We start from the raw sequence: 21723 nt of genomic DNA on the forward strand, positions 1-21723 counted from the left end.
AAAAACTAGTTCAGGATTTTATATTCACTTGGGGAAATCCCCACTTTCGTTTTGAACAGTCTTGTAAAATGCTGTGGATATTTAAAGCCCAAGTCATAAGAAATTTCACTGATCGTTTTTGCCTGATCCAGAATCTGTTCTTTGGCAATATCGATAAGTTTGTTGTGGATAAATTCCTGAGCAGAAATGCCCAGTTCTTTTTTGATCAGATCTCCAAAATAATTCGCGGACAGATTCAACTTTTCTGCAAAGTAATTCACCATGGGGAAACCTATATTTTTTGGATTTTCAGATTTCAAATAATCATCTACCAGATTTTCAAATTTCCCAATGACTCCCTGGTTAATATGATCTCTTGTAATAAACTGTCGGTCATAAAAACGCATACAATAATTCAGGAACAGTTCAATATTATTAACAATCAAAGATTTGCTGTGCTTATCAATGGCCTGTTCCAGTTCCAGCTTAATATTTTTAAAACAATCCAGCACCACTTCTCTTTCTTTTTCTGAGAGATGGAGCGCTTCATGTACGTCATAAGAGAAAAATGAATAATCTTTGATATTCTTCCCCAAGTTGGTTCCTTTGATTAAGTCCGGGTGAAAAATCAGAGCAAAACCTGCAGGCTGAACAGATCTGTCTCTGTTATAAATTCCATACGTCTGACCGGGAGCAATAAATACTAATGTTCCTTCCTGATAATCATAGCTGTGTTTTCCATATTGCATGTCTCCGCACATTACGTCTTTCAGAAAAACGGTATAAAACCCAAATTTCCTTTTATACTGGCAAATAGGATCAGACTTGGAAAAATCAATAACACTCACCAGCGGGTGCAGAGTTTCGTGATTCGCCATTTTATTATATTCCGAGACCGTATTATAGATTTCAACCTCCTGATTTTCCATGAAGTATATTTTTATTACTATTCAAAATTACCACTTTCCTTTGTAATTAAAATAAGGTCTGTAAAATTGGTAAGTAATTCGGTAATCTGTATAAGTATGGTTTAAGTGAAAGTGTCGACTTTTGTATCGTTATGGAAACTTTTAATACCAACATTTTTCCGAAAGGAGAAAAAGCTTCTCCAGATTATTTCTCCGGAGGAACAGCCTGGGTTCATATTCTGAAACCCAATGAAGATAACCTGAACTGCCAGATCGGAAATGTAGTTTTCGAACCGGGATGCAGAAATAACTGGCATTCTCATGGAGGCGGACAGATTTTAATTGTAACTTCAGGAACCGGATATTATCAGGAAAAAGGAAAACCTGCTCAGATTTTAAATCCTGGAGATGTTGTTAATATTCCTCCTGATATCATCCACTGGCATGGAGCAGCTCCGGATAGTGAATTTACTCATATTGCTATTAATCCTAATACACAAAACGGGATTGTAGCATGGCTGGAGCCTGTAACAGATGAAGAGTATAACAATTTATAAACCTAAATAAACTAAATATAAAAAATGAGTACAATTACAGTAAAAGCTTATGGTGCAGAGTCTACCACAGCAGATCTGAAAGAAATGAATATTGTAAGAAGAGAAGTAACCTCAAAAGATGTAGAGATTGAAATTCTATACTGCGGGGTATGCCATTCTGACCTTCATACAGCAAGAAACGACTGGGGCGGGTCTTTGTATCCTGCAGTTCCGGGGCATGAAATTGTAGGAAGAATCACAAAGGTAGGAAGCGAAGTTTCCAAATTTAAAGTTGGTGATCTTGCTGGTGTAGGATGTATTGTAGATTCGTGTGGACACTGTGACAGCTGCAAGCATGATCTTGAACAATACTGTCTGAACGGGTTCACCGGAACATACAATGGAAAAGACAAACATTTGGGAGGTCATACTTTTGGAGGATATTCTCAAAAAGTAGTTGTGGATTCCCACCATGTTTTAAAAGTACCTGAAAATCTTGATCTGGCAGCCGTAGCACCACTACTTTGTGCAGGTATTACCACATGGTCACCTTTAAAACACTGGAATGTAGGTCCAGGTTCTAAAGTAGCTGTTGTAGGATTGGGAGGTCTTGGACACATGGCAATTAAACTGGCAAAAGGATTGGGAGCTGAAGTTACTTTATTCTCCAGAACTCCGGGTAAAACTGAAGATGCCAAACAATTGGGTGCCGATCATGTTGTGATTTCTACAGATGAAGCTCAAATGGATTCTGTAAAAGGAAAATTCGATGTAATTATTGACACAGTTCCTTATGTACATGACATCAATCCGTATGTGACTACTTTAAATATCAATGGAACTCATGTTTTGGTAGGATATCTTGGAGGTTTAGAACCTATTTTGAATACAGTTCCTATGATTTTGGGAAGAAAGTCAGTAGCGGGTTCTGTAATCGGTGGTATTGCTGAAACTCAGGAATTACTGGATTTCTGTGGAGAGCACAATATTGTTTCAGAAATTGAGATGATCAAAATGCAGGACATCAACGAAGCGTATGAAAGAATGCTTAAAAGTGATGTGAGATACCGTTTCGTTATTGACATGCAGTCTTTATAATTCTTCTATAAGATATTAACAGAAACAGGCTCTTCAGATTGAAGAGCCTGTTTTTATTTTTTCAGATTTTGGCTAAAAGCATTCTGATCCTGATTTGTGATGTATCTGTTTCCTTCAGCACATTTGATATCATTTCTTTCCATATCCTGAAAAGCCCAAGCTGCCATAGCATCAATAACGGGAGCCAATTCATTACCTGCTTCACTCAGTTTATACGTCACATGAGGAGGGATTACAGGTTTTGCCGTTCTGATAATTAATCCGTCTGTTTCAAGCTGTTTCAAATGTTGAATGAGCATTTTTTCCGTTACTGCAGGAATGGCTTTTTTCAATTCGCTGTATCTTTTTTCTCCTGTGGAAAGATTGAACAGGATAATCGGTTTCCAAAATCCGCCAATTCTTTCCATAACATACATTACAGGACAATCCTGCACTGTCTTTTTATTCTCCTGGATGGTTGAACTTTCTTTGATAGCTGTCATATCTACATACTTTAGGGTAAGTACTTGCATAAAAGTAAGTACAAATATAACTTTGTTCTCAGAAATAAAAAAATATTTATTATGAAAATTATAATCACAGGATCACTAGGAAATGTAGCTAAACCATTAGCCCAACAGTTAATTGCCGAAGGGCATCATATTACTGTAATAAGCAGCAGCGAGGCCAGAAAACAGGAAGTTGAATCTCTGGGAGCAACACCAGCCATAGGATCTATTACAGACGTCAACTTTTTAACTCAAACTTTTGAAGGTGCAGATGCCGTTTTTGTAATGACTCCTCCAGCACTAAGCCCGGATAAAATTGTAGAAAACACTACCAATGCAGGGAAAAATTATGCAGAAGCTTTAAAAAAAGCCAATGTAAAAAGAGCTGTAATGCTAAGCAGCGTAGGTGCTGAATCTCCTGTAGAAAACGGCCCGATTGCAGGACTTCACAATATTGAAAAAATATACAATGAAGTAGAGAATACCTCTTTTACTTTTTTAAGAGCGGGATATTTTTATAATAATTTTTTCAATGATATTCCTTTAATTCAAAATGCAGGAATCATTGGGGCAAATTATCCTGCAGATATTGAAGTACCCGTAGTTCATCCCAACGATATTGCAAAAGCTGCCGCTGAAGAACTGGTAAAAGACGGAAATTCCAACAATATCAGATATATTGTAAGCGATGTAAGAAAAGCCTCTGATTTTGCTAAAGTTTTAGGAACTTCTGTTAATAAACCTGAACTTCCATGGGTAGAATTCTCCGATGAAGATTCTTTAAACGGAATGCTTCAAGCCGGACTGCCGGAAGATATGGCTAAACTGTATGTTGAAATGGGTAGAGGAATAAGAACCGGTGTTGTACAGAAAGATTTTATTGATCACGGTTCTCCAGTTACAGGAAATGTTAAGCTAGAAGATTTTGCAAAGGAGTTTTCTTCTAAATTCTAATTTCTTTTGTCTTGAAACAAAAGTTCAAGACTGGAATTAAAATGCTAAAAATAATTTTTGTTCTCTAAAAATTCTAAACTCGCGCGGATTCACTATTAATTTATTATAGAATTTAATTCCCGCGCTTCAAACAGTAGAATTTTCTTAACGTTCACAAAACTTATTTTTTTAACGCTTTCAATTCCTAAGTCAATTCCTAAAAATAGTTTCGGCGCACCAAAGGTGCGCCGAAACTATTTTAACTATTATATATCTTAATCTCTAAGATTATTTTTTCTCTTTCAGAGTTTCTTTTAAGACTTTCAGTTTTCCATCAATAGGCTGATCTATTTTTAATCCTAAAACCTCTGCAACCAAAGGATAAACATTAATGTTGGCAAATTCAGGGATCACCAGATTATTTTTAAATTCCGGACCCCAGGCAAAGAAAGTAGCTTTCATTTCAGGAACTACTTTAGGATTGTAGCCATGTTTCCCTACTGATGATTTTTTTCCTTTTTCCAGGAAAATTTTCGGTGCTTTCGGGATCAGAAGAATTTGTCCTATTCTGTTATACTGGTCATCTCTTGTTGCGAAGTGCAGGTATTTAGGAAGTTTTTTATCTAAATACACCTCGTAATCATCTGTTTTATTAGCTTTCAGTTCTTTGTAAACCTTTTTTACCTCATCCGGGTTTTTAACATACACTCTCAGTAAAGTCTGGGAATTGTAAAAATCAAATCTGTTTTTATCAAAAAGAAGAGCTGGAATTTCCAAAGGGGTACCCCCATCTACTTTAATCATTCCATGATCAGAAACAAAAACAAAGTTGACATTTTTTAATCCTAAATCATTTACTTTCTGAACAAGATCACCTATTGCCTGATCTATCAGATGAACAGCATCTTCTGTTTCTTTGGTATCCGGACCAAAATGATGTCCGCTTCCGTCTACTTCAGGGAAATATAATGAAATAAAGTGAGGTCTTTTATCTTCCGGCAGTTTCAGCCAGTTGACTACTTTTTCTACTTTTTCGGAAGGGGTAAATTTTTCGTGATAAGGGTAATAATAAGTTGGTCTCATTCCTCCGGCATCACTTGCAGATCCTACCCACATTAAAGAGGCTGATACCATTCCCTGTTTTTCAGCAAGTCCCCAAAGAGGAGTTCCTCCATACCAGCTTCCGTCTTCAGCATTTTTTTTGCTGCTCATTGCATAGCCATCTTTTCTCTTATAGTCATAGAAAAAGTTATCAATCAAACCATGATGCGAAGGATAAAGTCCGGTGATTAAGCTCCAGTGATTGGGAAAAGTAATACTAGGATAGCTCGGAATCATTGCTTCAGCTTTTACACCGCCATTGGCCAATTTCAAAAGGTTTTCAGCATTGTATTTCTGGGCATAATCATAACGGAAACCATCCGTTGATATCATAATCAAATAAGGTTTTGACTGCGCTTCCGTACTGTTCTGTCTTCCTGGTATTACAACCTGGGCAGTATCTACACTAGCCTGTTGGGCAAAAGCCGTAAAGGAAATAAGCAGCAGTAAAAAATGGATTCCTCGCTTCATTATTTTAAAATTTTCGGCAAAGTTACATTCTATACTTCTCCCCGAAAAGCTTAAGAGATTAAAAGTATATTAAAACCTCTTATTTTTTCCGATTCAAAATTAGTATCTGTCAAATAGGTCTTTTCATCTCAAATTGTGAGAGCCAATTATTCAGTCCTATTTTTTCGCTAAGAAATTGGCTGATCTCTTTTGAAGAATCATCTACATTGTTCAATATTACAGCTTCCCCGCCATTTCTTTCCAGAACAGCATTAAAAAGTGCTGTTCCAATTCCCTGATTTCTATACTTTTTATTTACTGCAATCTGATATACTTTTCTAGAAGTAGTGCCGTAAATGATATATCCAATAAGATTTTCATCTTTATAAGCTACTAAAGTGATATAATTTTCCGGCATAGGTTCCAACACGAAAACAGATCCCTGCCATGAAGGTTCAATATCCCAAAAAGAACAAAGCACATCCCATTGAAAGTCTTTCAGCTCTTTTATAGATATATCTGTATTTTCTTTCCCTTTTTTAATATTTCCTTTAAAACAAAGCAGTCTTCTTACAATTGTGAATCCTAAATTTTCATAAGCTCTGATCGCCGGCTCATTTCCTTCAATCACCTCAAGAAGTAACGTATGGGCATTTCTTTCTTTTAAAACAGGAATGATAAAATCATACATTTTTCTTACCAAACCTTTTCCTCTACTTTCAGGAATTACTCCTGTTCCTCCGTTATAAATAATCTTCTCCCCATTTTCAATTTTTTCAGCCTGAAGAATAAAACTCACCAGTTTTCCATTTTCAAATGCTCCGGCAGAAATATTCATATCCAGTTTCTCAGCATCTATTTTCGAGACAAGCACATCTCTGGTTAAATGAAATGGTACTATATAATCTGAAAATGAATGGTTGAACACTGATAAAAGTTCATCTATTGTGATATTGGCTAAAGTTTTAAATTCCATCGATTGTAAAAATTATAAGGCCAAAAAACTACCTTTTGTTAAGAATCCGGGTATACACAAATATAAGAATTTTGAAGCAACCTCTCTAAAGTTGGCATTTTAAGAAAAAATGATACCCCTGAAAAATCAGAGGTATTCATTGCTAAATATTTAGGGTATTAAAAAGAATTATTCTTTAATCAGTTTTTCATAAGACACAGTTCCATCTTTCAAAGTGATTTCAAAATAATAAGTACCCGATTTTAAATCTCTGACACTGATATTTTCTCCTTCAACTTTTACAGATCTTACTTTTCTTCCGGCAGATTCATAAATATCTATCGATTTTATTTTATCTGCATTTTTAAAGCTCACTGTTTCTTTAGCCGGATTGGGATAAAGATTCATTTTTTTACTTTCCAGAACTGTTTCATTAGTTCCTAATGTACCAAAATTAAGGGCTGTAGTACCGCAGCTGTTAGAGCCATGATAAGCAATTGTAAAATTTGACAGCCTGCGTCCATAAGTAATGTTTAAAGGGCTTGTAGGCGGAACAGTAAAGACATAATCATTAGCATCCCCAGTGTTTAAAGCTCTTGTAGCAATTACAGTACGAACGCTACCTGCCACTGTATTGGATGTTACAGTCCAGTTTTGAGTCGCGTCCAACGGCGGAACAATTCCCTGCCCATTAAATGTTCTGTCACTTAAGTTGGTACCATCAAAAATGACAACATCTTTCCCTATATCATCCATATTCGTTGTATTGAATGCCATTCCTAACCATCCTGAAGAAGGACCGATAAGGGTAAGAGTAACTAAAGAAGGGGTAAGGTCTATCTTAACTGAATAAGCCAAATCTGCTCCTCCCGGTGTAGAAAAGAGAGGCACAGTACCTGTCGAATACTGACTTTTTACTTGCAAAAAAGCAAAAAGTCCAACCAATAATAATGTAGTTTTTAATTTCATATGGTCAATTTTTTAGTAGGTTAATAATATCTTGATTTTTAGAAGACAGGGCGTACTCAAAAACAGTTTTTCCCTGTTTATCTGATAATGTTTTATTGGCTTTATTCTTTAGCAGCAACTCAATCATTTCTTTGTTTTGAGACTGAACAGCATATATCAGTGGAGTTACACCGCTGCTGCTGGGCACATTTGGATCAGCATTGTTCTCTAATAATTTCTTAGTGAGATTTCTATCTCCTTTAAAAACAGAAGCCGTTAAAGCTGTTCCTTCTCCACTTGCATAATTCATATTTTTAACGTGGGTAATTAAAAATTCAGCAACCGGAGTATTTCCTCTGTAGCAAGCTAAAATCAGCGGTGAAAATCCGTTCTCATTAGTTTGATTAATGATATCCGGATTTTGTTTCATCAGTACCTGTACTTCAGCTACCGTTCCGCTTCTCGCAATATCAAATATGGATTTTGCCTTGTCCTGAGCAGATACCAATGAGCTCAGAAACAGTCCTAATACTAAGATTATAGTTTTCATTGTTTTACCATTACGTAGTTGTACTCAATATTGACATTTTCTGCCACTTTCTTGGTAACCATTTTAGGAATGGTCACTTTATAGTCGGCAGGTTTGGCTACAAACCCACCCTGCATATAGATTTTACCGTCTTTTGTATATAAAGTAGCAGAAGAGGCAACGGCTTTGTCCACTCCATGAAAGTTTAGAGTTCCCTGAACGGTATACTTTTGTGGGCTTGCGCTAAGCTTTGTTTTATCAAAGTTGACAATCTTCCCTTTGAAAGTTGTTTTCGGGTATTTTGCAGATTCAGCATAGCTTTCATTGAAATGCTCTTCCATTAATTTTGTTTTAAAATGAAAGTTTTTAACGGTTGAAACAGAAGCCATTTCACCATTATCTGTATTGAGAATAACAATATTGTTATCATCCTGAGCAAAAATGTTATCAAACAGAGGAACCGAAGCTTCAAAAGTTACTTTCCCTGTTTTAGAACTGTATTTTTGCGCGGAAGCGTACCCCGCAGAAACGAGTAATATGCTTAATAATGCTAATTTTTTCATATTAATTTTTTTTTAATTTTCATTTAACCCGTCAGCTTTCCACTTGATGAAAATATTGATTTGGGCAGCAGACAGGGATCCTCCCTTCGGCATCTTCTTCGGATCTCCATTGGGTCTTTGAATACGGTCCAGAATTCCGTCTATATTATTTTTCACCTGATCATAAGTAACCAGCGGTTTAAAACTTCCTGAGGAATGACAGTTTATACAGCTGTTATCCACAATTGGTTTTACATCTGCCGTATATTTTACAGCAGTAGTGATGGGTGTATTAGACGTATTATCAGAGATCTCTTCATAAGTTCTGCTGTCACAAGCCATCAGTATGATTGCTGATGACAATACCAGTAAGGATGTTCGCTTTTTCATATTAAAAAACTCTATAAAGATTAAACCCAAAGAAAATATGCCCTTTTCCCCATGTTCCAGTGGCATTGGTAAGATATCCGATATCTGAATTTATCTGGGAGTTTGTGAGTAAAAGCTGGAAAACATGTCCCCCGGTTTCTATATCTACCCCTAATGATAAAGGGTTTTTATAAAAACTGTGATCGTCGAAATTCACAAAGTATTCTGCATTCACAGAAACTCTTTTTGAGATTTTGTAGCGTCCTCCCAGACCTGCCAGAAACTGATTTTTGTTTTCAATGGTAGGTTCATAAAGGTTTTTATGAACAAAGGAAGGCGTAAGCTGTACTGAAAGCTTATCACTGAATCTTCTTGAAATCAGTGCCTGCGTAAGATAAGAAAGCCTGTCACTGAATTTAAGGTGCGGATAAGTATCTTTATCCAATTCAGTATTGGTAGCCATTACATTGTACCCCACAATATCCACGGGAAAATTTTCGCTTTGTTTTACCAGCTTGTATTTCACTGCCCCTTCAAACGTTTTCATATTCGTTTCTCTGGAAAGGCTTACTGATACTGCATCTGATATCCCATAAATGACCCCAAGCTTAGTGGAAGCATGATCCAGGCCGAAAAAGTCTTTGAATCCTGCACTTATATCTCCAAATCTATGAGCTACAACAATGTACCATTCTTTTTTGGCTGCGAGTTTTGTGGATTGCCCTGTAACAATCTGAAGGGCTTTAAAGGCGGGTTGTGAGGTTTCCGTATTGGTTTTAACGGTGTCAATATCTTTCAACAAGTCTTCCTGTGCAAAGACAAGACCTGAAGAAAATACTGACAAAAATAAGAGAGTTTTTGTCATATACAATTTGATTTAAATTATGATATAACAAACTTATCGAGTTCTCAATTCAAAAACAGGTGATAAAAGTCACCACTGAAATTGTTTTTATCAATGACAGAGATAAACTTTTCAAACAAATAAAATTAGACCATCCTAACATTTTCATTTACAGTAACTTTTATTCCTTCTTTGGTCTGAACAATTTCACCTTCACTTTCAATTTTTTTCAAAACTCTGCTTACAACTTCTCGGGAAGTTCCCAAACTGCTGGCTATTTCACGATGAGTGATCTTAATAGGATTGCTTCCTGTAGTTGAAATCTGTTGTTTAATGTAATTCAGAACTCTTTTATCCAGCCTGTGGAAAACAGCATCGTTTACCATACTCATCACTTCTGAAAACCTTCGGTCATATTCGTGATAAAATAGTTTATTGATTTCCGGAAATTTAATGAGCCATTCATGCATGATAGAAACAGGAATAAGAATAGCCTGGGAATCTTCTTCTGCAATAGCATATACTCTACTGATGTAATCTGTCAGGATAGATGAAAAGGTCATCAGACAGCTATCTTTAGGCTTGATGTAATAGTAGATGAGTTCTCTTCCATCATTAAGGGTAAAAACCTTGATAGAACCTTTTATTAAGAAAGGGACAAATTTGTTTTTCTGCCCTTCCCTTATGATTTCAGTTTTTGCTTTTATATCAATAGCAACAGCATGCTTTTCCAGCTCAGATAAAAAATCGGCGCCTAAAAAGCCAAATTTACTTATAGCGAACGAGTTATCAATCATATCTTATATTTTCTGCTTTTTCTTAAACAAAGATATAAAATTGATATATTGTTAGTATATATTTTTACCTTATTAAAAAAAATTAACAATCTTCAAATTGATCTGCGTACTTCTATTTACTCATTAAAAATACCCTGATAAAGACCAGGGTATTTTAAGTTAAAAAATGTTTTATATGTGATAAACTGTTTTTTAGAATCTGTATTTAACGTTGAATCCGTAAAAGAAGTAGGCTTTCCCGGGTCCCGGATTAAGGTCTGTACTCACTCCTTTAGGATATCCATTTCCTGCATCAGAATCATTGATACTGTTTCCTAAGAACAGGAAGGTATAATTAATCTGGCTGGTAAGGTTATTCCCCATTACATATACATCAAGATCAAAATTATTGAAAGATTTTTTAAATCCTAATTTTGAATTAAGCAGCCCAAATCCTTTTACCAGGTTTGTATTATTAAAGTCTGTGTACACATTTCCCAAATAATTATAGGTATTCACAAGATAAAAACCTGGTTTGGTAAAGATATCCAATCCTACAGCGTATTTATTTCTTGGGACTCCCACTACGGTTTTGTGATCATAGGTATCCTTTCTTCCTCCCACTATGGTTGTAAAGTCTTTATACTTCGCGTCATAATAAGACAGGTTTACAAAAGGAACAATTCTTTCAATAAAAGAATTTTCGGCTCTGTACTGGTACCCTACGCTGACTTCCAGTCCTGTATTTTTCTGGCTTCCGGTATTAGTCCAATACGTTTGTCCCGGAGTGGTGCTGTTAGGAATGACAAGCTGTGTAAGTTTATCAGAATAGTCGATTCTGAATGCAGAAATCCTATAATCTAATTTCGTATTCAGTAAAAGTCCGTGCACACTGAAGTCAAGCATTCTTGCACGTTCAGGTTTTAAATCATCATTCGTTGTATTTGTAGCAGTAATAAATGAAGAGGCTGCGGTAGGAGAATTGTATCCTTCGCTGTAGCTCAGATTAAAAATCTGATGTTTCCATTCTTTCTGTAACGCAAAATGCGGGGTATAAGCCATTTCATATTTTTTATTGAATGACTGGTCTTTACGGCCGGCGATGAGACCTGGCAAGGCATAAAGATCTTTTCTGTCATAGTTGGTTCTATTCCCGCTGATCCCCGCCAACAAAGTAAGTCCCCAAGGTTTATACGTTAGATAATCAATGACAAAATAAGTGGATTGATTGTTATTGTATTTAAAATAAGAAGCTCCGGCCATTCCTGTTGTCTGTAAAGGTTCTGTTTCTGATCCGGTAAAGCGGTAACTTGAAGTTGTAGATACAGAATTCTGTATTTCAGCTCCGAAATCCAATCGGTTTTCAAAGTCTTTAAAATCGTTCTTTAATGTAAAAGTGGAACGTAACCCTACATTCGGAGCGCTTGTAATGCCATATGCTCCGGCCGAAACACTTTCTGTGTTTGCATTATAATAAAACAGGGTTGTATAGTTTCTTAAATTTGAAGTAAGACTTACCGTATTGCTCAATCCTACTCTTGTGGATTTTATTTTCGTCCCTGAATTTTTCCGGATATAAGCAGGGTTTCCATTATCAATACCTGCATAATAGTCATCGTAGGAAATCTGTCCTGAGGTATGTTCATAGGAATATGCCTGGCTTGCAAAGAAACTTAACTGGTCTTTTTTGCTTAATTTTACGGTACCGTTTATATTGAAGAAGTTTTTCAATCCTCCTCCATTCGGTCTGTATCCGTCTGTTTCAAGATGTCCGTATGCGGCACTTACTGAATAATTATCATCAGCAACATTCAACTGTGTTCTTGACTGAAAGGTCTTGAATGCTCCAAACATTGCATTTTCGGAAACGGATGCTCCTTTTGTAAAGTCCGGACGGGTATAGAAACGTACTGCACCTCCTACTCCTCCTCCATACATGGTAGCAGCAGGCCCTTTAATAACCTCAACGTTGGTTACGTAAGCAAAATCCACATCATCCAATACGGTAATTCCTTCGGCATTGGTCAAAGGCATATTGTTCCAGTAGGCTTTTACGCCCCAGTTATTAAATTTCTGATCATTCCCATAGCCCCTCAATACCAGCCTCTGCCCTCCGAAATTGGTTCGTTTGTCTACCTGAAGTCCAGACATTGTAGATAAAGTCTGATCTATTGCGGCAGGATTATTTCTATTCAGATCCTCTTCAGAAAGGGTTTCTACGGATTGTGCGTGTCTTTTGAATTCTGCACGCTCCTGTTTAATTTTTTTTCTTCCCAGAATATTGACCTCATCAATTGATCCTTCCTGTGTTTGCTGAGCATATGCAATTGTACAGCCTAACAAAGCTGCTATGCCTATATATTTTTTCATTTTTTAAATTTGTTACCATTAATATTATATTCGCCTAATTGTAAAGTACATTTCCGGCGGAGGAAAAATAATGGTTAAATAATGGGTGTTTTCCAGTTCATGAGAATGTCTGGAAACGGTTTCTGAAAAACGATTTGAAAAAAAACTGAATTCTTTTGTTTCAAAAACGGCAAAAGAGATATGGGTTTTAAACAGGCTTTTGTTGTGACCGGGTAGGTCTATCTGCAGCCGTAAGCATTTTTTTTTCGCTGCCAGCTTTCTGGAAAAGTCCAGCAGAGAATTGAGGATAATATCTTTTTTATCAATATAGCAGAAAATATATTTCTTTCCCTTGATCATACTGATTCTGATGATATCATATGAATATCCGTGGAGTGTAAACTCTTTTTCTTCTTTCCATTCCGCTTCTTCCAGGTCTTTTTCTGTAAAACAGATGGTTTCTGACTTTCTGAAATTACCTTCTACAATGCAGTATTGTGTTTTTTTATACAGCTCTCTTTTAACATCAGAAACTACAGAATACATCACATTACTGAATAATATGATTACCGGAATACACAGAAAAATAAAAAGTAGTTTTTTATTCAAAGAATGAAAGGTATTTAAGGAGCAGGTTCTTCAGATGACTCTACAGCAGTAAATTTTGAAATGCTTACTTTGTACAGTGTTGGTGATCCTTTTATGGTGTATTGTATCCAATTGTTTTTTGGATTTGTTTTTTGAGAAGCAGGATTTTCCACGGGGGCACCTGCCGGAAAATTATCAACTGTCACAGCGTCTTCATTATTTTTATAGGAAAGACTGCCTCTTACCGTTATTGTATTTCCTGTATTGCTTTGAACGAACGAAATGGCATTCCCTTCTGCCATCAATGTTTTTACGGTAATCACACTGTTATTTTTCTTTTTCAGTTTAAGAGTATATACGGCCCCTCTTACGCCTGCTCTTCCTCCTGTCCATTCGGTTTTTTCAGCAGAGATTACAGATACTGTCTTATCCTGATACAAAGAGGATACCGGCATCCCGCAGGAAGCCAGCGTCCAAAATATTATTAAATACAATTGATTATTCATTTTTCTAATCATCATCACCTCCAGTACGTCCTAATACCAGGAAGTTTCCACTATATACAATTTCTCCTTTAGATTCGGCTTTCAGTATATAAGTTCCGGGTACCAGCTTTTGTCCAAACTCTTCATCAGACTTTACATTTTTCTTGCTGTATACCAGTCTGCCTGATCCATCAACAATGCTTATATCTACAGTGCTGTATCTATTCGTATCAAATCTCAGATGAGAAATTCCCTTAGACGGGTTTGGATAGATAATATTCACATCTTTTTTAGATTTTGTTTCTGTTGTTGCCAATGAAGTCACAGTATTCTGAGTTGTCCAGGCTCCTCTTCCGTAAGTGGAAACCAAAACAGTTTTAGTGGCGGGTCTGTAATCTAAATTGGTAATTCTCACATTTCCTATATTTCCTGTTACAGAAGCCCATTCAGGAGTTAGAGACAGGAAGTTGGTAGTACCCCATACGCCCATTTCCGTTCCCACCAGCACTTCATCCGGATTGTCAGGGTTTCTTAATACAGTTCTTACAGGCATGTCCGGAAGGTTACCTTCTTTATTCTGCCATGTAGTTCCGCCATCTGTAGAATAAAAAACACTGGTCAGGTTATAGTTGGAGAAAGTGGTGATAATTTCATTTTCATTTGCTCCAAATTCTATATCAGATACAGTTCCAGTTACTGGTGAAGTTAATAAGGTTGCCGCGTAAGATGTAGTGTTGGCATTTGTCACTTTAAAGATTCTTCCCAGGTTGGTCCCTACAAAAAGAGAGGTAGAAGCTGTAGTATAGGGAGATACTTTCATCCAGGAAATCTGCTCTCCGGTTTGTGCAGTTCCTACCGTGACTGTATTGTTGGTAAATGATGTAGCCGTAGCAGAAAGTCCGGATGTTCTGAAAAGCGTAAGTCCGGAACGGTAAGAAAAGAAAACATCATTTATTCTGTCCAGCGCTATTTCGTTCACAAAGTGCCCTAAGCTTCTGTTAGCACTGGTAGAGATAAGGTTATATGCGTTATTTGTTAATAAATAGTGGTTATTGTTTGTATAACTTGCAATTTCGTAGTTATCCTGATCATCATATTCAGTATACATTCCGTCTCCACCTGTAGCAGACTGAGCCGTAAGGAAATTATTGGCCAGCGGTACACCATACAGCCACCATGATCCGTTATCCTGTGCTCCTGCTAGTAATTCTTCATCAGCAGGTGTTTTTACAGGGTTCAGCATTGCAGAGTAAAACTGCGTTACATTATATCTGGTATTTCTGACCGAAAATCCGCCTACGGATCCGATAGTGGATTTGTTAGCGGCATAATAGATTCCTCCGTCATTTCCAAACAACATCTGTCCTGTTGCGTAGTTATTATAAGGATTGAAAACAATTTCGTGCTGGTCCGCATGCACCTGTGAAACCTGCAAAGCAGCCATATTATTGTTATTGGACCACTTTGAGATCTGTGTCCAGTTTGCTCCTCCATTGGTAGATTTGTACAAATCAATACCGCCGATATACAGGGTATTATCATCCTGAGGATCTGTTTCAATAATGAGATCATAAAAGGACTGTCCTCTTGTAAAGTCATTAGCAGGAATACTTGTATCAGTTGCAGTAGGTAATGTCAAAACAGGAGCTACATCATTGGTGGCCAGCCAGGTGGCCCCTCCGTCTGCTGATTTCGCAATTCTGATTGGCTCAGACGAACTGGCTCCCTGCATAAATGCATATATTTTATTGGCATCTGTTTTAGAAAGGGTAAAGTTTACTCTTGCACCGCTGCTGCCTACATTATACATCTGATTAAATGTATTTCCATCTGCAGATTTAAAGATTCTCCCTCCGGAATCTATGTTTGAAAACCGGGAAGATCTTGTAGAAACCCATACTGCATTATCCGCTCCTATTTCTATCTGCTGAATAGAGTATCCTGTTGTACTGGTAACACCGGTAGTGGTATTAAGAGCAAGCAGGCTGTTATTCTTAGTGAATGTCGCACCGCCATCAGTAGATTTATATAATCCTGCCTGGCTCAGTCCCTGCCATCCATCATTGAAAGAAATTCCTACATAGGAACCGCTTACTCCGGCATATACTTCTGAAACGCCATTATTATTCCTTACTTTAATATCATTAATATAGAAATTACCATTTCTTACTCCAGAAGAAGAATAAGTTACCGGAATGGTGAAAATCTGCGTCCAGGTGGTTCCTCCGTTCGTTGATTTCCATATTCCTGATCCTACTGCATCAGTAGTGGGTGCCTCTCCTGTTCCTACATAAAAAATTTGTGGGTTATTAGGGTCATACGTAATACTTGAAACAGAGGTATTGGCCCAGAATGTACTTAATGGCTGCCACTCGTTGGAGGCTACGGAAGGATCCTGATTTACCCAAAGACCTCCTGAAACACTTCCTGCAAATACTCTTTTACCTGTAGGATCATTGGGATCATACATGATTGCTCTTGTTCTTCCGCCTACGCTGTATGGACCTCTTTCAATCCAGGGTTCGTTGACAATTTTACTTGTTGCGGAGGTATTTGGTCTGGAGATAAAAGACATAGGATGTGAGGCCTTGTATTTACCTGTTAAGATATCCTGGTTCACTTTTGTCAGTCCTTCGAAATTGGTTCTTCCTGTAACAGGGTCCATTGTTCTTTTGTAATCCTCTTCATTGTATAAATTAGGAGGTATTCCTGCTGCTTTTGCAATTTTATGAGCTTTTTTCAGATCTTTCTCATATTTAGCATACATTTTCTGGAGCTGTTTTTGATTGTCCTTAAGCGTATTTTGCTCCTGTGCATACATATTGATACAAAGCAAGACTGCTGCAATAGGGTAAAGTTTCATTCCATTCAATTTTTTACAAATTTAACCAAGAAAAATGATATTTTTTAATTAATTCGAATTAATTATTATTAATTTATAACAAAAATTAACAAGAATATCGTAAATTGAGATATTGATAATTATTTAAGGTATTTTGAAAAAAAAATTGCGAAATATAAAAAAAGTTTAAAAAAGGAACAGGTTGGTGAATTATTTCCTAATCAGCATTGAACAAAAAAATGCCCTGATAAAATCAGGGCATTCTTATTTTATTGTAAAAGAAATCTTACGCTTGAACGTTGTTTCCTCCCAATACGAAAGGCTCAACTTCTTTGATTTCTCCGAACTGCTGCTCGTAGTTTGCGATGTTCTGCTGAAGAGCGCTTAATACTCTTTTAGCATGAAGTGGAGCAAGAATAACTCTTGATCTTACTTTAGCCTGCTGAACACCTGGCATCAACTGAATAAAGTCTACTACAAATTCAGATGGAGAGTGGTTTACCAATGCAAGGTTAGCATAGATACCAGCAGCTACCATTTCGTTTAATTCGATGTTGATGTTTCCGTCTTGTGGATTTTGATTGTTGTCCATTGTTATAAATTATGTTTTTAAAATTCGAAATTTGAGATTGTGAAAATATAAAAATAAATTCAAATCCCAAATTTCAAATCATTAATTTTAGTTAAGGTCTTCGAATTCTTTCTTAGAACCTACAATAACGTTCTGATACTCTTTAAGACCTGTACCTGCAGGAATTCTGTGTCCTACAATTACATTTTCTTTAAGACCGTTAAGATCGTCTATCTTACCAGCAACTGCTGCTTCGTTAAGAACTTTAGTTGTTTCCTGGAATGATGCTGCAGACATGAATGACTTCGTTTGAAGTGCTGCTCTTGTAATACCTTGTAGTACAGGAGTTGCCGTAGCAGGAAGAGCTTCTCTTACTTCTACCAGACTTAAGTCTTCACGCTTCAACTTAGAGTTTTCGTCTCTTAATTCTCTCGCAGTAATCATCTGACCTGGTTGGAATTCTTTAGAATCACCAGCATCTACCACTACTTTAAGACCGAATACTCTGTTGTTTTCTTCCAAGAAATCATACTTGTGCTCAAGAGCTCCTTCAAGGAATTGAGTATCACCTCCATCAACGATAGATACTTTCGTCATCATCTGTCTTACGATAATTTCGAAGTGCTTATCATCAATTTTTACCCCTTGTAGACGGTAAACTTCCTGAATCTCGTTTACTAAGTATTCCTGAACGGCAGTTGGGCCTTTAATTCTTAAGATATCTTCCGGTGTGATAGAACCGTCAGAAAGCGGAGAACCTGCTCTTACGAAGTCATTCTCCTGAACAAGAATCTGGTTAGAAAGTTTTACTAAGTAAATTTTTCTTTCTCCAGTTTTAGCCTCAACAATAAGTTCACGGTTACCTCTCTTAATTTTTCCGTAAGAAACTACCCCGTCGATTTCAGTAACAACCGCTGGGTTTGAAGGGTTTCTTGCTTCGAATAATTCGGTAACTCTCGGAAGACCTCCGGTGATATCCCCTGCTTTTGCAGATTTTCTTGGGATTTTAATTAGGACTTTACCAGCCTTAATTTTTTCACCATCGTTTACCATTAAGTGGGCTCCTACCGGTAAGTTGTAAGCTTTCTGCTCAACTCCTTTAGAATCTACCACCTTCAAGGTAGGTACGGCTTTCTTATTTCTAGATTCAGAGATTACTTTCTCTTCGAATCCTGTTTGTTCGTCAATTTCAAGCTGGAATGAAATACCCTGGATGATATCCTCGTATTCTACCTTACCTGAAGTTTCAGCAATGATAACCGCGTTATATGGATCCCATCTACAGATTGTATCTCCTTTCTTCACTTTATCACCTGGTTTTACAGATAATATAGATCCGTAAGGTACGTTAGCTACCATTAATGGAGTTCTGGACTCATTATCAGCAACTAATCTGAATTCTGTTGAACGGGAAACTACAACCTCAGCTGTATTACCGTTTTCATCTTCAGAAGTAATTGTTCTTACTTCATCCATTTCAACGATACCATCTCTTCTTGCAACGATAGATGGGTTTTCTGATACGTTACCTGCAGTACCCCCTTGGTGGAAGGTTCTCAACGTAAGCTGAGTACCTGGTTCCCCAATTGACTGTGCTGCAATTACACCTACCGCTTCACCCATGTGAATCACTTTACCTGTTGCTAAGTTTCTACCGTAACATTTCGCACAGATACCTTTCTTAGCTTCACAAGTTAATGGTGAACGAACCTCCACAGCTTCTAATCCTGCTTCTTCGATTCTCTTCGCCAATGCTTCAATGATCACCTGATCTGCACTTGCAATAAGTTCATCAGTTTCAGGATCGTAAATATTATGAAGAGATACTCTACCTAAGATTCTTTCAGAGATTCTTTCAACAATCTCGTCATTTTTCTTAAGTGCAGTAACTTCTGTACCTCTTAATGTTCCACAGTCGTCTTCTGTAACAATAACGTCTTGTGCAACGTCTACCAATCTTCTCGTTAAGTAACCAGCATCAGCTGTCTTAAGAGCGGTATCCGCAAGTCCCTTACGGGCACCGTGGGTAGAGATAAAGTACTCTAGAATCGAAAGACCTTCCTTAAAGTTGGCAAGGATCGGGTTTTCGATGATCTCCGCTCCGGTAGAACCAGCTTTCTGCGGTTTTGCCATCAAACCTCTCATCCCTGATAACTGACGGATCTGTTCTTTAGAACCCCTCGCTCCAGAGTCAAGCATCATATATACAGAGTTGAAACCACCTTGGTCAGTTTTCATTCTGCTCATGATCATTTCAGTTAATCCTGCGTTGGTATTTGTCCAAACGTCGATTACCTGGTTATAACGTTCTGTATCTGTAATTAGACCCATGTTATAGTTGGCTCTAATTTCGTCTACTGTTTCAATAGATGAAGCAATCATTTGTTTTTTCTCAACAGGAACTACAATATCCCCCAGTGAGAATGAAAGACCTCCTTTGAATGCGTTTGAGTAACCTAAGTCTTTCATTGCATCCAGGAACTTCACAGTTGTAGGGAAATCTGTATCAGCAAGGATCTTACCGATAACGTTTCTCAATGATTTCTTCGTAAGAAGTTCATTGATATATCCTACCTGTTTAGGCACAATCTGGTTGAATAGAATTCTACCTACAGAAGTTTCGATCAATCTTGTAACGATTTCTCCGTCTTCTTTGATAGGTAGTCTACATCTTACTTTAGCATTTAAAGATACTCTACCTTCAGCATAAGCAATTTCTGCTTCTTCAGGAGAATAGAACGCAAGACCTTCACCTTTTACTTTCATGGTCTCAGTAGAACTTAATTCTTTAGTCATGAAATAAAGACCAAGAACCATGTCCTGAGATGGTACTGTAATTGGAGAACCATTTGCAGGGTTCAAGATGTTCTGAGAACCTAACATCAATAACTGAGCTTCAAGGATCGCTTCTGGTCCTAGCGGCAAGTGTACCGCCATCTGGTCACCATCGAAATCGGCGTTGAAGGCCGTAGTTACTAATGGATGTAGCTGGATTGCCTTACCCTCGATCATCTTAGGTTGGAAAGCCTGAATACCTAGTCTGTGAAGCGTAGGTGCTCTGTTCAATAGAACAGGGTGACCTTTCATCACGTTTTCAAGGATATCATAAACTACCGGTTCTTTTCTGTCGATAATTCTCTTTGCAGATTTTACTGTTTTTACAATACCTCTTTCAATTAGTTTTCTAATGATGAATGGTTTGTACAATTCAGCTGCCATATCTTTAGGAATACCACATTCGTGAAGCTGTAAGTTTGGACCTACAACAATTACCGAACGCGCAGAGTAGTCAACCCTTTTTCCTAGTAAGTTCTGACGGAAACGACCTTGCTTACCTTTCAATGAATCAGAAAGTGATTTCAATGGTCTGTTTGATTCAGATTTTACTGCAGAAGATTTTCTTGTGTTATCGAATAATGAATCTACTGATTCCTGAAGCATACGCTTCTCGTTTCTCAAGATTACTTCAGGAGCTTTGATCTCCAATAATCTCTTCAAACGGTTATTTCTGATAATAACTCTTCTATAAAGGTCATTCAGGTCAGAAGTAGCGAAACGTCCTCCATCCAATGGAACCAATGGTCTTAATTCTGGTGGGATAACAGGAAGTACACGCATGATCATCCACTCTGGTCTGTTGATCATTCTTGTATTAGCACCTCTTAATGCTTCTACAACGTTCAATCTCTTAAGAGCTTCAGTTCTTCTTTGTTTTGAACCTTCATTGTGAGCTTTGTGTCTCAAATCGAAAGACAATGCATCAAGATCAATTCTTTTTAACAGATCTTCTACAGCTTCAGCACCCATTCTGGCGATGAATTTGTTTGGATCAGAATCATCAAGATACTGGTTTTCTACAGGAAGAGTTTCCATGATGTCAAGGTACTCTTCTTCTGTAAGGAATTCCATATTTTCAAAATCAGAACCGTCTAATTTTTTAGCAATACCCTGCTGAATCACTACATATCTTTCGTAGTAGATGATCATGTCTAATTTCTTAGAAGGAATTCCTAAAAGGTATCCAATTTTGTTTGGTAATGAACGGAAATACCAGATGTGTGCAATTGGAACTACAAGATTGATGTGCCCGATTCTCTCTCTTCTTACTTTTTTCTCAGTAACTTCTACTCCACAACGGTCACAAACGATCCCTTTGTAACGAATTCTCTTGTATTTACCACAAGCACATTCGTAATCCTTTACAGGACCAAAGATTTTCTCACAAAACAGCCCGTCTCTTTCAGGCTTGTGAGTTCTGTAGTTAATAGTTTCCGGCTTTAAAACCTCCCCTCTAGAGTCCTGTAAGATAGACTCCGGTGAAGCTAAACCGATGGTTATTTTATTAAATCTACTTGATTTATTTTTATTTGACATAATTTTTTTTAGATTTTAGATTTCAGATTTCAGATTTCAGACGAAATCGTCATTCCAA

Annotated in this window: 19 protein-coding genes; 3 read left to right on the forward strand and 16 right to left on the reverse strand. The window is 37.2% G+C overall.

Translation table 11 applies throughout. The annotated features are described in order from the left end of the window. Positions 1-5 precede the first annotated feature (5 nt). A complete protein-coding gene (locus tag CLU97_RS17835; protein ID WP_121489131.1) occupies positions 6-908 on the reverse strand; it encodes a helix-turn-helix domain-containing protein in 903 nt (300 codons plus the stop codon). 131 nt (positions 909-1039) lie between these two features. On the opposite strand from CLU97_RS17835, the gene CLU97_RS17840 reads away from it, so the two are divergent. Continuing rightward, the gene (locus CLU97_RS17840) at positions 1040-1444 is read left to right on the forward strand and encodes a cupin domain-containing protein (RefSeq protein ID WP_121489132.1); all 405 of its coding nucleotides are present in this window, start codon (positions 1040-1042) and stop codon (positions 1442-1444) included. A gap of 24 nt (positions 1445-1468) precedes the next feature. Further along, entirely contained in the window at positions 1469-2521 is a 1053-nt protein-coding gene (locus CLU97_RS17845; protein WP_121489133.1) for an NAD(P)-dependent alcohol dehydrogenase, read from the forward strand. Positions 2522-2574: 53 nt separating this feature from the next. Here CLU97_RS17845 and CLU97_RS17850 read toward each other — a convergent pair whose 3' ends face one another. Continuing rightward, positions 2575-3033 carry a winged helix-turn-helix transcriptional regulator gene (locus CLU97_RS17850; protein ID WP_228437786.1) on the reverse strand — a complete coding sequence of 153 codons (459 nt, stop codon included), beginning with the start codon at positions 3031-3033 and terminating at the stop codon, positions 2575-2577. Positions 3034-3084: 51 nt separating this feature from the next. Here CLU97_RS17850 and CLU97_RS17855 point away from each other — a divergent pair, with 51 nt between their 5' ends. After that, entirely contained in the window at positions 3085-3963 is an 879-nt protein-coding gene (locus CLU97_RS17855; protein ID WP_121489134.1) for an NAD(P)H-binding protein, read from the forward strand. Positions 3964-4230: 267 nt separating this feature from the next. Here the strand turns inward: CLU97_RS17855 and CLU97_RS17860 are convergent, their stop codons facing one another. From CLU97_RS17860 to rpoC, 14 genes are all read right to left on the reverse strand, one after another. Further along, positions 4231-5514, reverse strand: a complete 1284-nt coding sequence (locus CLU97_RS17860) for an ectonucleotide pyrophosphatase/phosphodiesterase (RefSeq protein ID WP_121489135.1) — start codon at positions 5512-5514, stop codon at positions 4231-4233. A 109-nt stretch (positions 5515-5623) separates the two neighbouring features. Beyond that, positions 5624-6469 (reverse strand): GNAT family N-acetyltransferase, encoded by an 846-nt coding sequence (locus tag CLU97_RS17865; protein WP_121489136.1) that lies wholly within the window; start codon positions 6467-6469, stop codon positions 5624-5626. Positions 6470-6637: 168 nt separating this feature from the next. Next, on the reverse strand, positions 6638-7417 hold the full coding sequence (locus CLU97_RS17870) for a T9SS type A sorting domain-containing protein (RefSeq protein WP_121489137.1): 780 nt from the start codon (positions 7415-7417) through the stop codon (positions 6638-6640). 4 nt (positions 7418-7421) lie between these two features. Next, entirely contained in the window at positions 7422-7946 is a 525-nt protein-coding gene (locus CLU97_RS17875) for an ankyrin repeat domain-containing protein (RefSeq protein WP_121489138.1), read from the reverse strand. Continuing rightward, on the reverse strand, positions 7943-8488 hold the full coding sequence (locus CLU97_RS17880; RefSeq protein ID WP_121489139.1) for a YceI family protein: 546 nt from the start codon (positions 8486-8488) through the stop codon (positions 7943-7945). The genes CLU97_RS17875 and CLU97_RS17880 overlap by 4 nt, the downstream gene beginning before the upstream one ends. 12 nt (positions 8489-8500) lie before the next feature. Beyond that, positions 8501-8857, reverse strand: a complete 357-nt coding sequence (locus CLU97_RS17885; RefSeq protein WP_228437788.1) for a hypothetical protein — start codon at positions 8855-8857, stop codon at positions 8501-8503. 1 nt (position 8858) lies between these two features. Next, a complete protein-coding gene (locus tag CLU97_RS17890) occupies positions 8859-9701 on the reverse strand; it encodes a DUF5777 family beta-barrel protein (RefSeq protein ID WP_121489141.1) in 843 nt (280 codons plus the stop codon). A 125-nt stretch (positions 9702-9826) separates the two neighbouring features. Continuing rightward, the gene (locus tag CLU97_RS17895; protein WP_121489142.1) at positions 9827-10477 is read right to left on the reverse strand and encodes a Crp/Fnr family transcriptional regulator; all 651 of its coding nucleotides are present in this window, start codon (positions 10475-10477) and stop codon (positions 9827-9829) included. Between the two features lie 192 nt (positions 10478-10669). Then, a complete protein-coding gene (locus CLU97_RS17900; protein ID WP_121489143.1) occupies positions 10670-12826 on the reverse strand; it encodes a TonB-dependent receptor in 2157 nt (718 codons plus the stop codon). Between the two features lie 24 nt (positions 12827-12850). Continuing rightward, positions 12851-13414 carry a hypothetical protein gene (locus tag CLU97_RS17905; RefSeq protein WP_147436511.1) on the reverse strand — a complete coding sequence of 188 codons (564 nt, stop codon included), beginning with the start codon at positions 13412-13414 and terminating at the stop codon, positions 12851-12853. A 14-nt stretch (positions 13415-13428) separates the two neighbouring features. Further along, a complete protein-coding gene (locus CLU97_RS17910; protein WP_147436512.1) occupies positions 13429-13899 on the reverse strand; it encodes a hypothetical protein in 471 nt (156 codons plus the stop codon). Positions 13900-13903: 4 nt separating this feature from the next. Beyond that, positions 13904-16741, reverse strand: a complete 2838-nt coding sequence (locus CLU97_RS17915; protein WP_121489146.1) for a T9SS type A sorting domain-containing protein — start codon at positions 16739-16741, stop codon at positions 13904-13906. A gap of 265 nt (positions 16742-17006) precedes the next feature. Continuing rightward, the gene (locus CLU97_RS17920; RefSeq protein ID WP_027375539.1) at positions 17007-17312 is read right to left on the reverse strand and encodes a DUF3467 domain-containing protein; all 306 of its coding nucleotides are present in this window, start codon (positions 17310-17312) and stop codon (positions 17007-17009) included. Positions 17313-17399: 87 nt separating this feature from the next. After that, the gene (rpoC, locus tag CLU97_RS17925; RefSeq protein WP_121489147.1) at positions 17400-21665 is read right to left on the reverse strand and encodes a DNA-directed RNA polymerase subunit beta'; all 4266 of its coding nucleotides are present in this window, start codon (positions 21663-21665) and stop codon (positions 17400-17402) included. Positions 21666-21723: the final 58 nt, after the last annotated feature.

The organism is Chryseobacterium sp. 7, assembly GCF_003663845.1.
GTDB lineage: Bacteria > Bacteroidota > Bacteroidia > Flavobacteriales > Weeksellaceae > Chryseobacterium.

What these genes read in the sequence shown, in the direction of transcription:
- CLU97_RS17860 (WP_121489135.1), bottom strand. Translation starts at nt 5,514, where the DNA reads ATGAAGCGAGGAATCCATTTTTTACTGCTGCTTATTTCCTTTACGGCT.
- CLU97_RS17900 (WP_121489143.1), bottom strand. Translation starts at nt 12,826, where the DNA reads ATGAAAAAATATATAGGCATAGCAGCTTTGTTAGGCTGTACAATTGCA.
- rpoC (WP_121489147.1), bottom strand. Translation starts at nt 21,665, where the DNA reads ATGTCAAATAAAAATAAATCAAGTAGATTTAATAAAATAACCATCGGT.
- CLU97_RS17855 (WP_121489134.1), top strand. Translation starts at nt 3,085, where the DNA reads ATGAAAATTATAATCACAGGATCACTAGGAAATGTAGCTAAACCATTA.
- CLU97_RS17920 (WP_027375539.1), bottom strand. Translation starts at nt 17,312, where the DNA reads ATGGACAACAATCAAAATCCACAAGACGGAAACATCAACATCGAATTA.
- CLU97_RS17910 (WP_147436512.1), bottom strand. Translation starts at nt 13,899, where the DNA reads ATGAATAATCAATTGTATTTAATAATATTTTGGACGCTGGCTTCCTGC.
- CLU97_RS17915 (WP_121489146.1), bottom strand. Translation starts at nt 16,741, where the DNA reads ATGAAACTTTACCCTATTGCAGCAGTCTTGCTTTGTATCAATATGTAT.
- CLU97_RS17890 (WP_121489141.1), bottom strand. Translation starts at nt 9,701, where the DNA reads ATGACAAAAACTCTCTTATTTTTGTCAGTATTTTCTTCAGGTCTTGTC.
- CLU97_RS17875 (WP_121489138.1), bottom strand. Translation starts at nt 7,946, where the DNA reads ATGAAAACTATAATCTTAGTATTAGGACTGTTTCTGAGCTCATTGGTA.
- CLU97_RS17835 (WP_121489131.1), bottom strand. Translation starts at nt 908, where the DNA reads ATGGAAAATCAGGAGGTTGAAATCTATAATACGGTCTCGGAATATAAT.
- CLU97_RS17880 (WP_121489139.1), bottom strand. Translation starts at nt 8,488, where the DNA reads ATGAAAAAATTAGCATTATTAAGCATATTACTCGTTTCTGCGGGGTAC.
- CLU97_RS17840 (WP_121489132.1), top strand. Translation starts at nt 1,040, where the DNA reads ATGGAAACTTTTAATACCAACATTTTTCCGAAAGGAGAAAAAGCTTCT.
- CLU97_RS17845 (WP_121489133.1), top strand. Translation starts at nt 1,469, where the DNA reads ATGAGTACAATTACAGTAAAAGCTTATGGTGCAGAGTCTACCACAGCA.
- CLU97_RS17895 (WP_121489142.1), bottom strand. Translation starts at nt 10,477, where the DNA reads ATGATTGATAACTCGTTCGCTATAAGTAAATTTGGCTTTTTAGGCGCC.
- CLU97_RS17850 (WP_228437786.1), bottom strand. Translation starts at nt 3,033, where the DNA reads ATGCAAGTACTTACCCTAAAGTATGTAGATATGACAGCTATCAAAGAA.
- CLU97_RS17870 (WP_121489137.1), bottom strand. Translation starts at nt 7,417, where the DNA reads ATGAAATTAAAAACTACATTATTATTGGTTGGACTTTTTGCTTTTTTG.
- CLU97_RS17865 (WP_121489136.1), bottom strand. Translation starts at nt 6,469, where the DNA reads ATGGAATTTAAAACTTTAGCCAATATCACAATAGATGAACTTTTATCA.
- CLU97_RS17885 (WP_228437788.1), bottom strand. Translation starts at nt 8,857, where the DNA reads ATGAAAAAGCGAACATCCTTACTGGTATTGTCATCAGCAATCATACTG.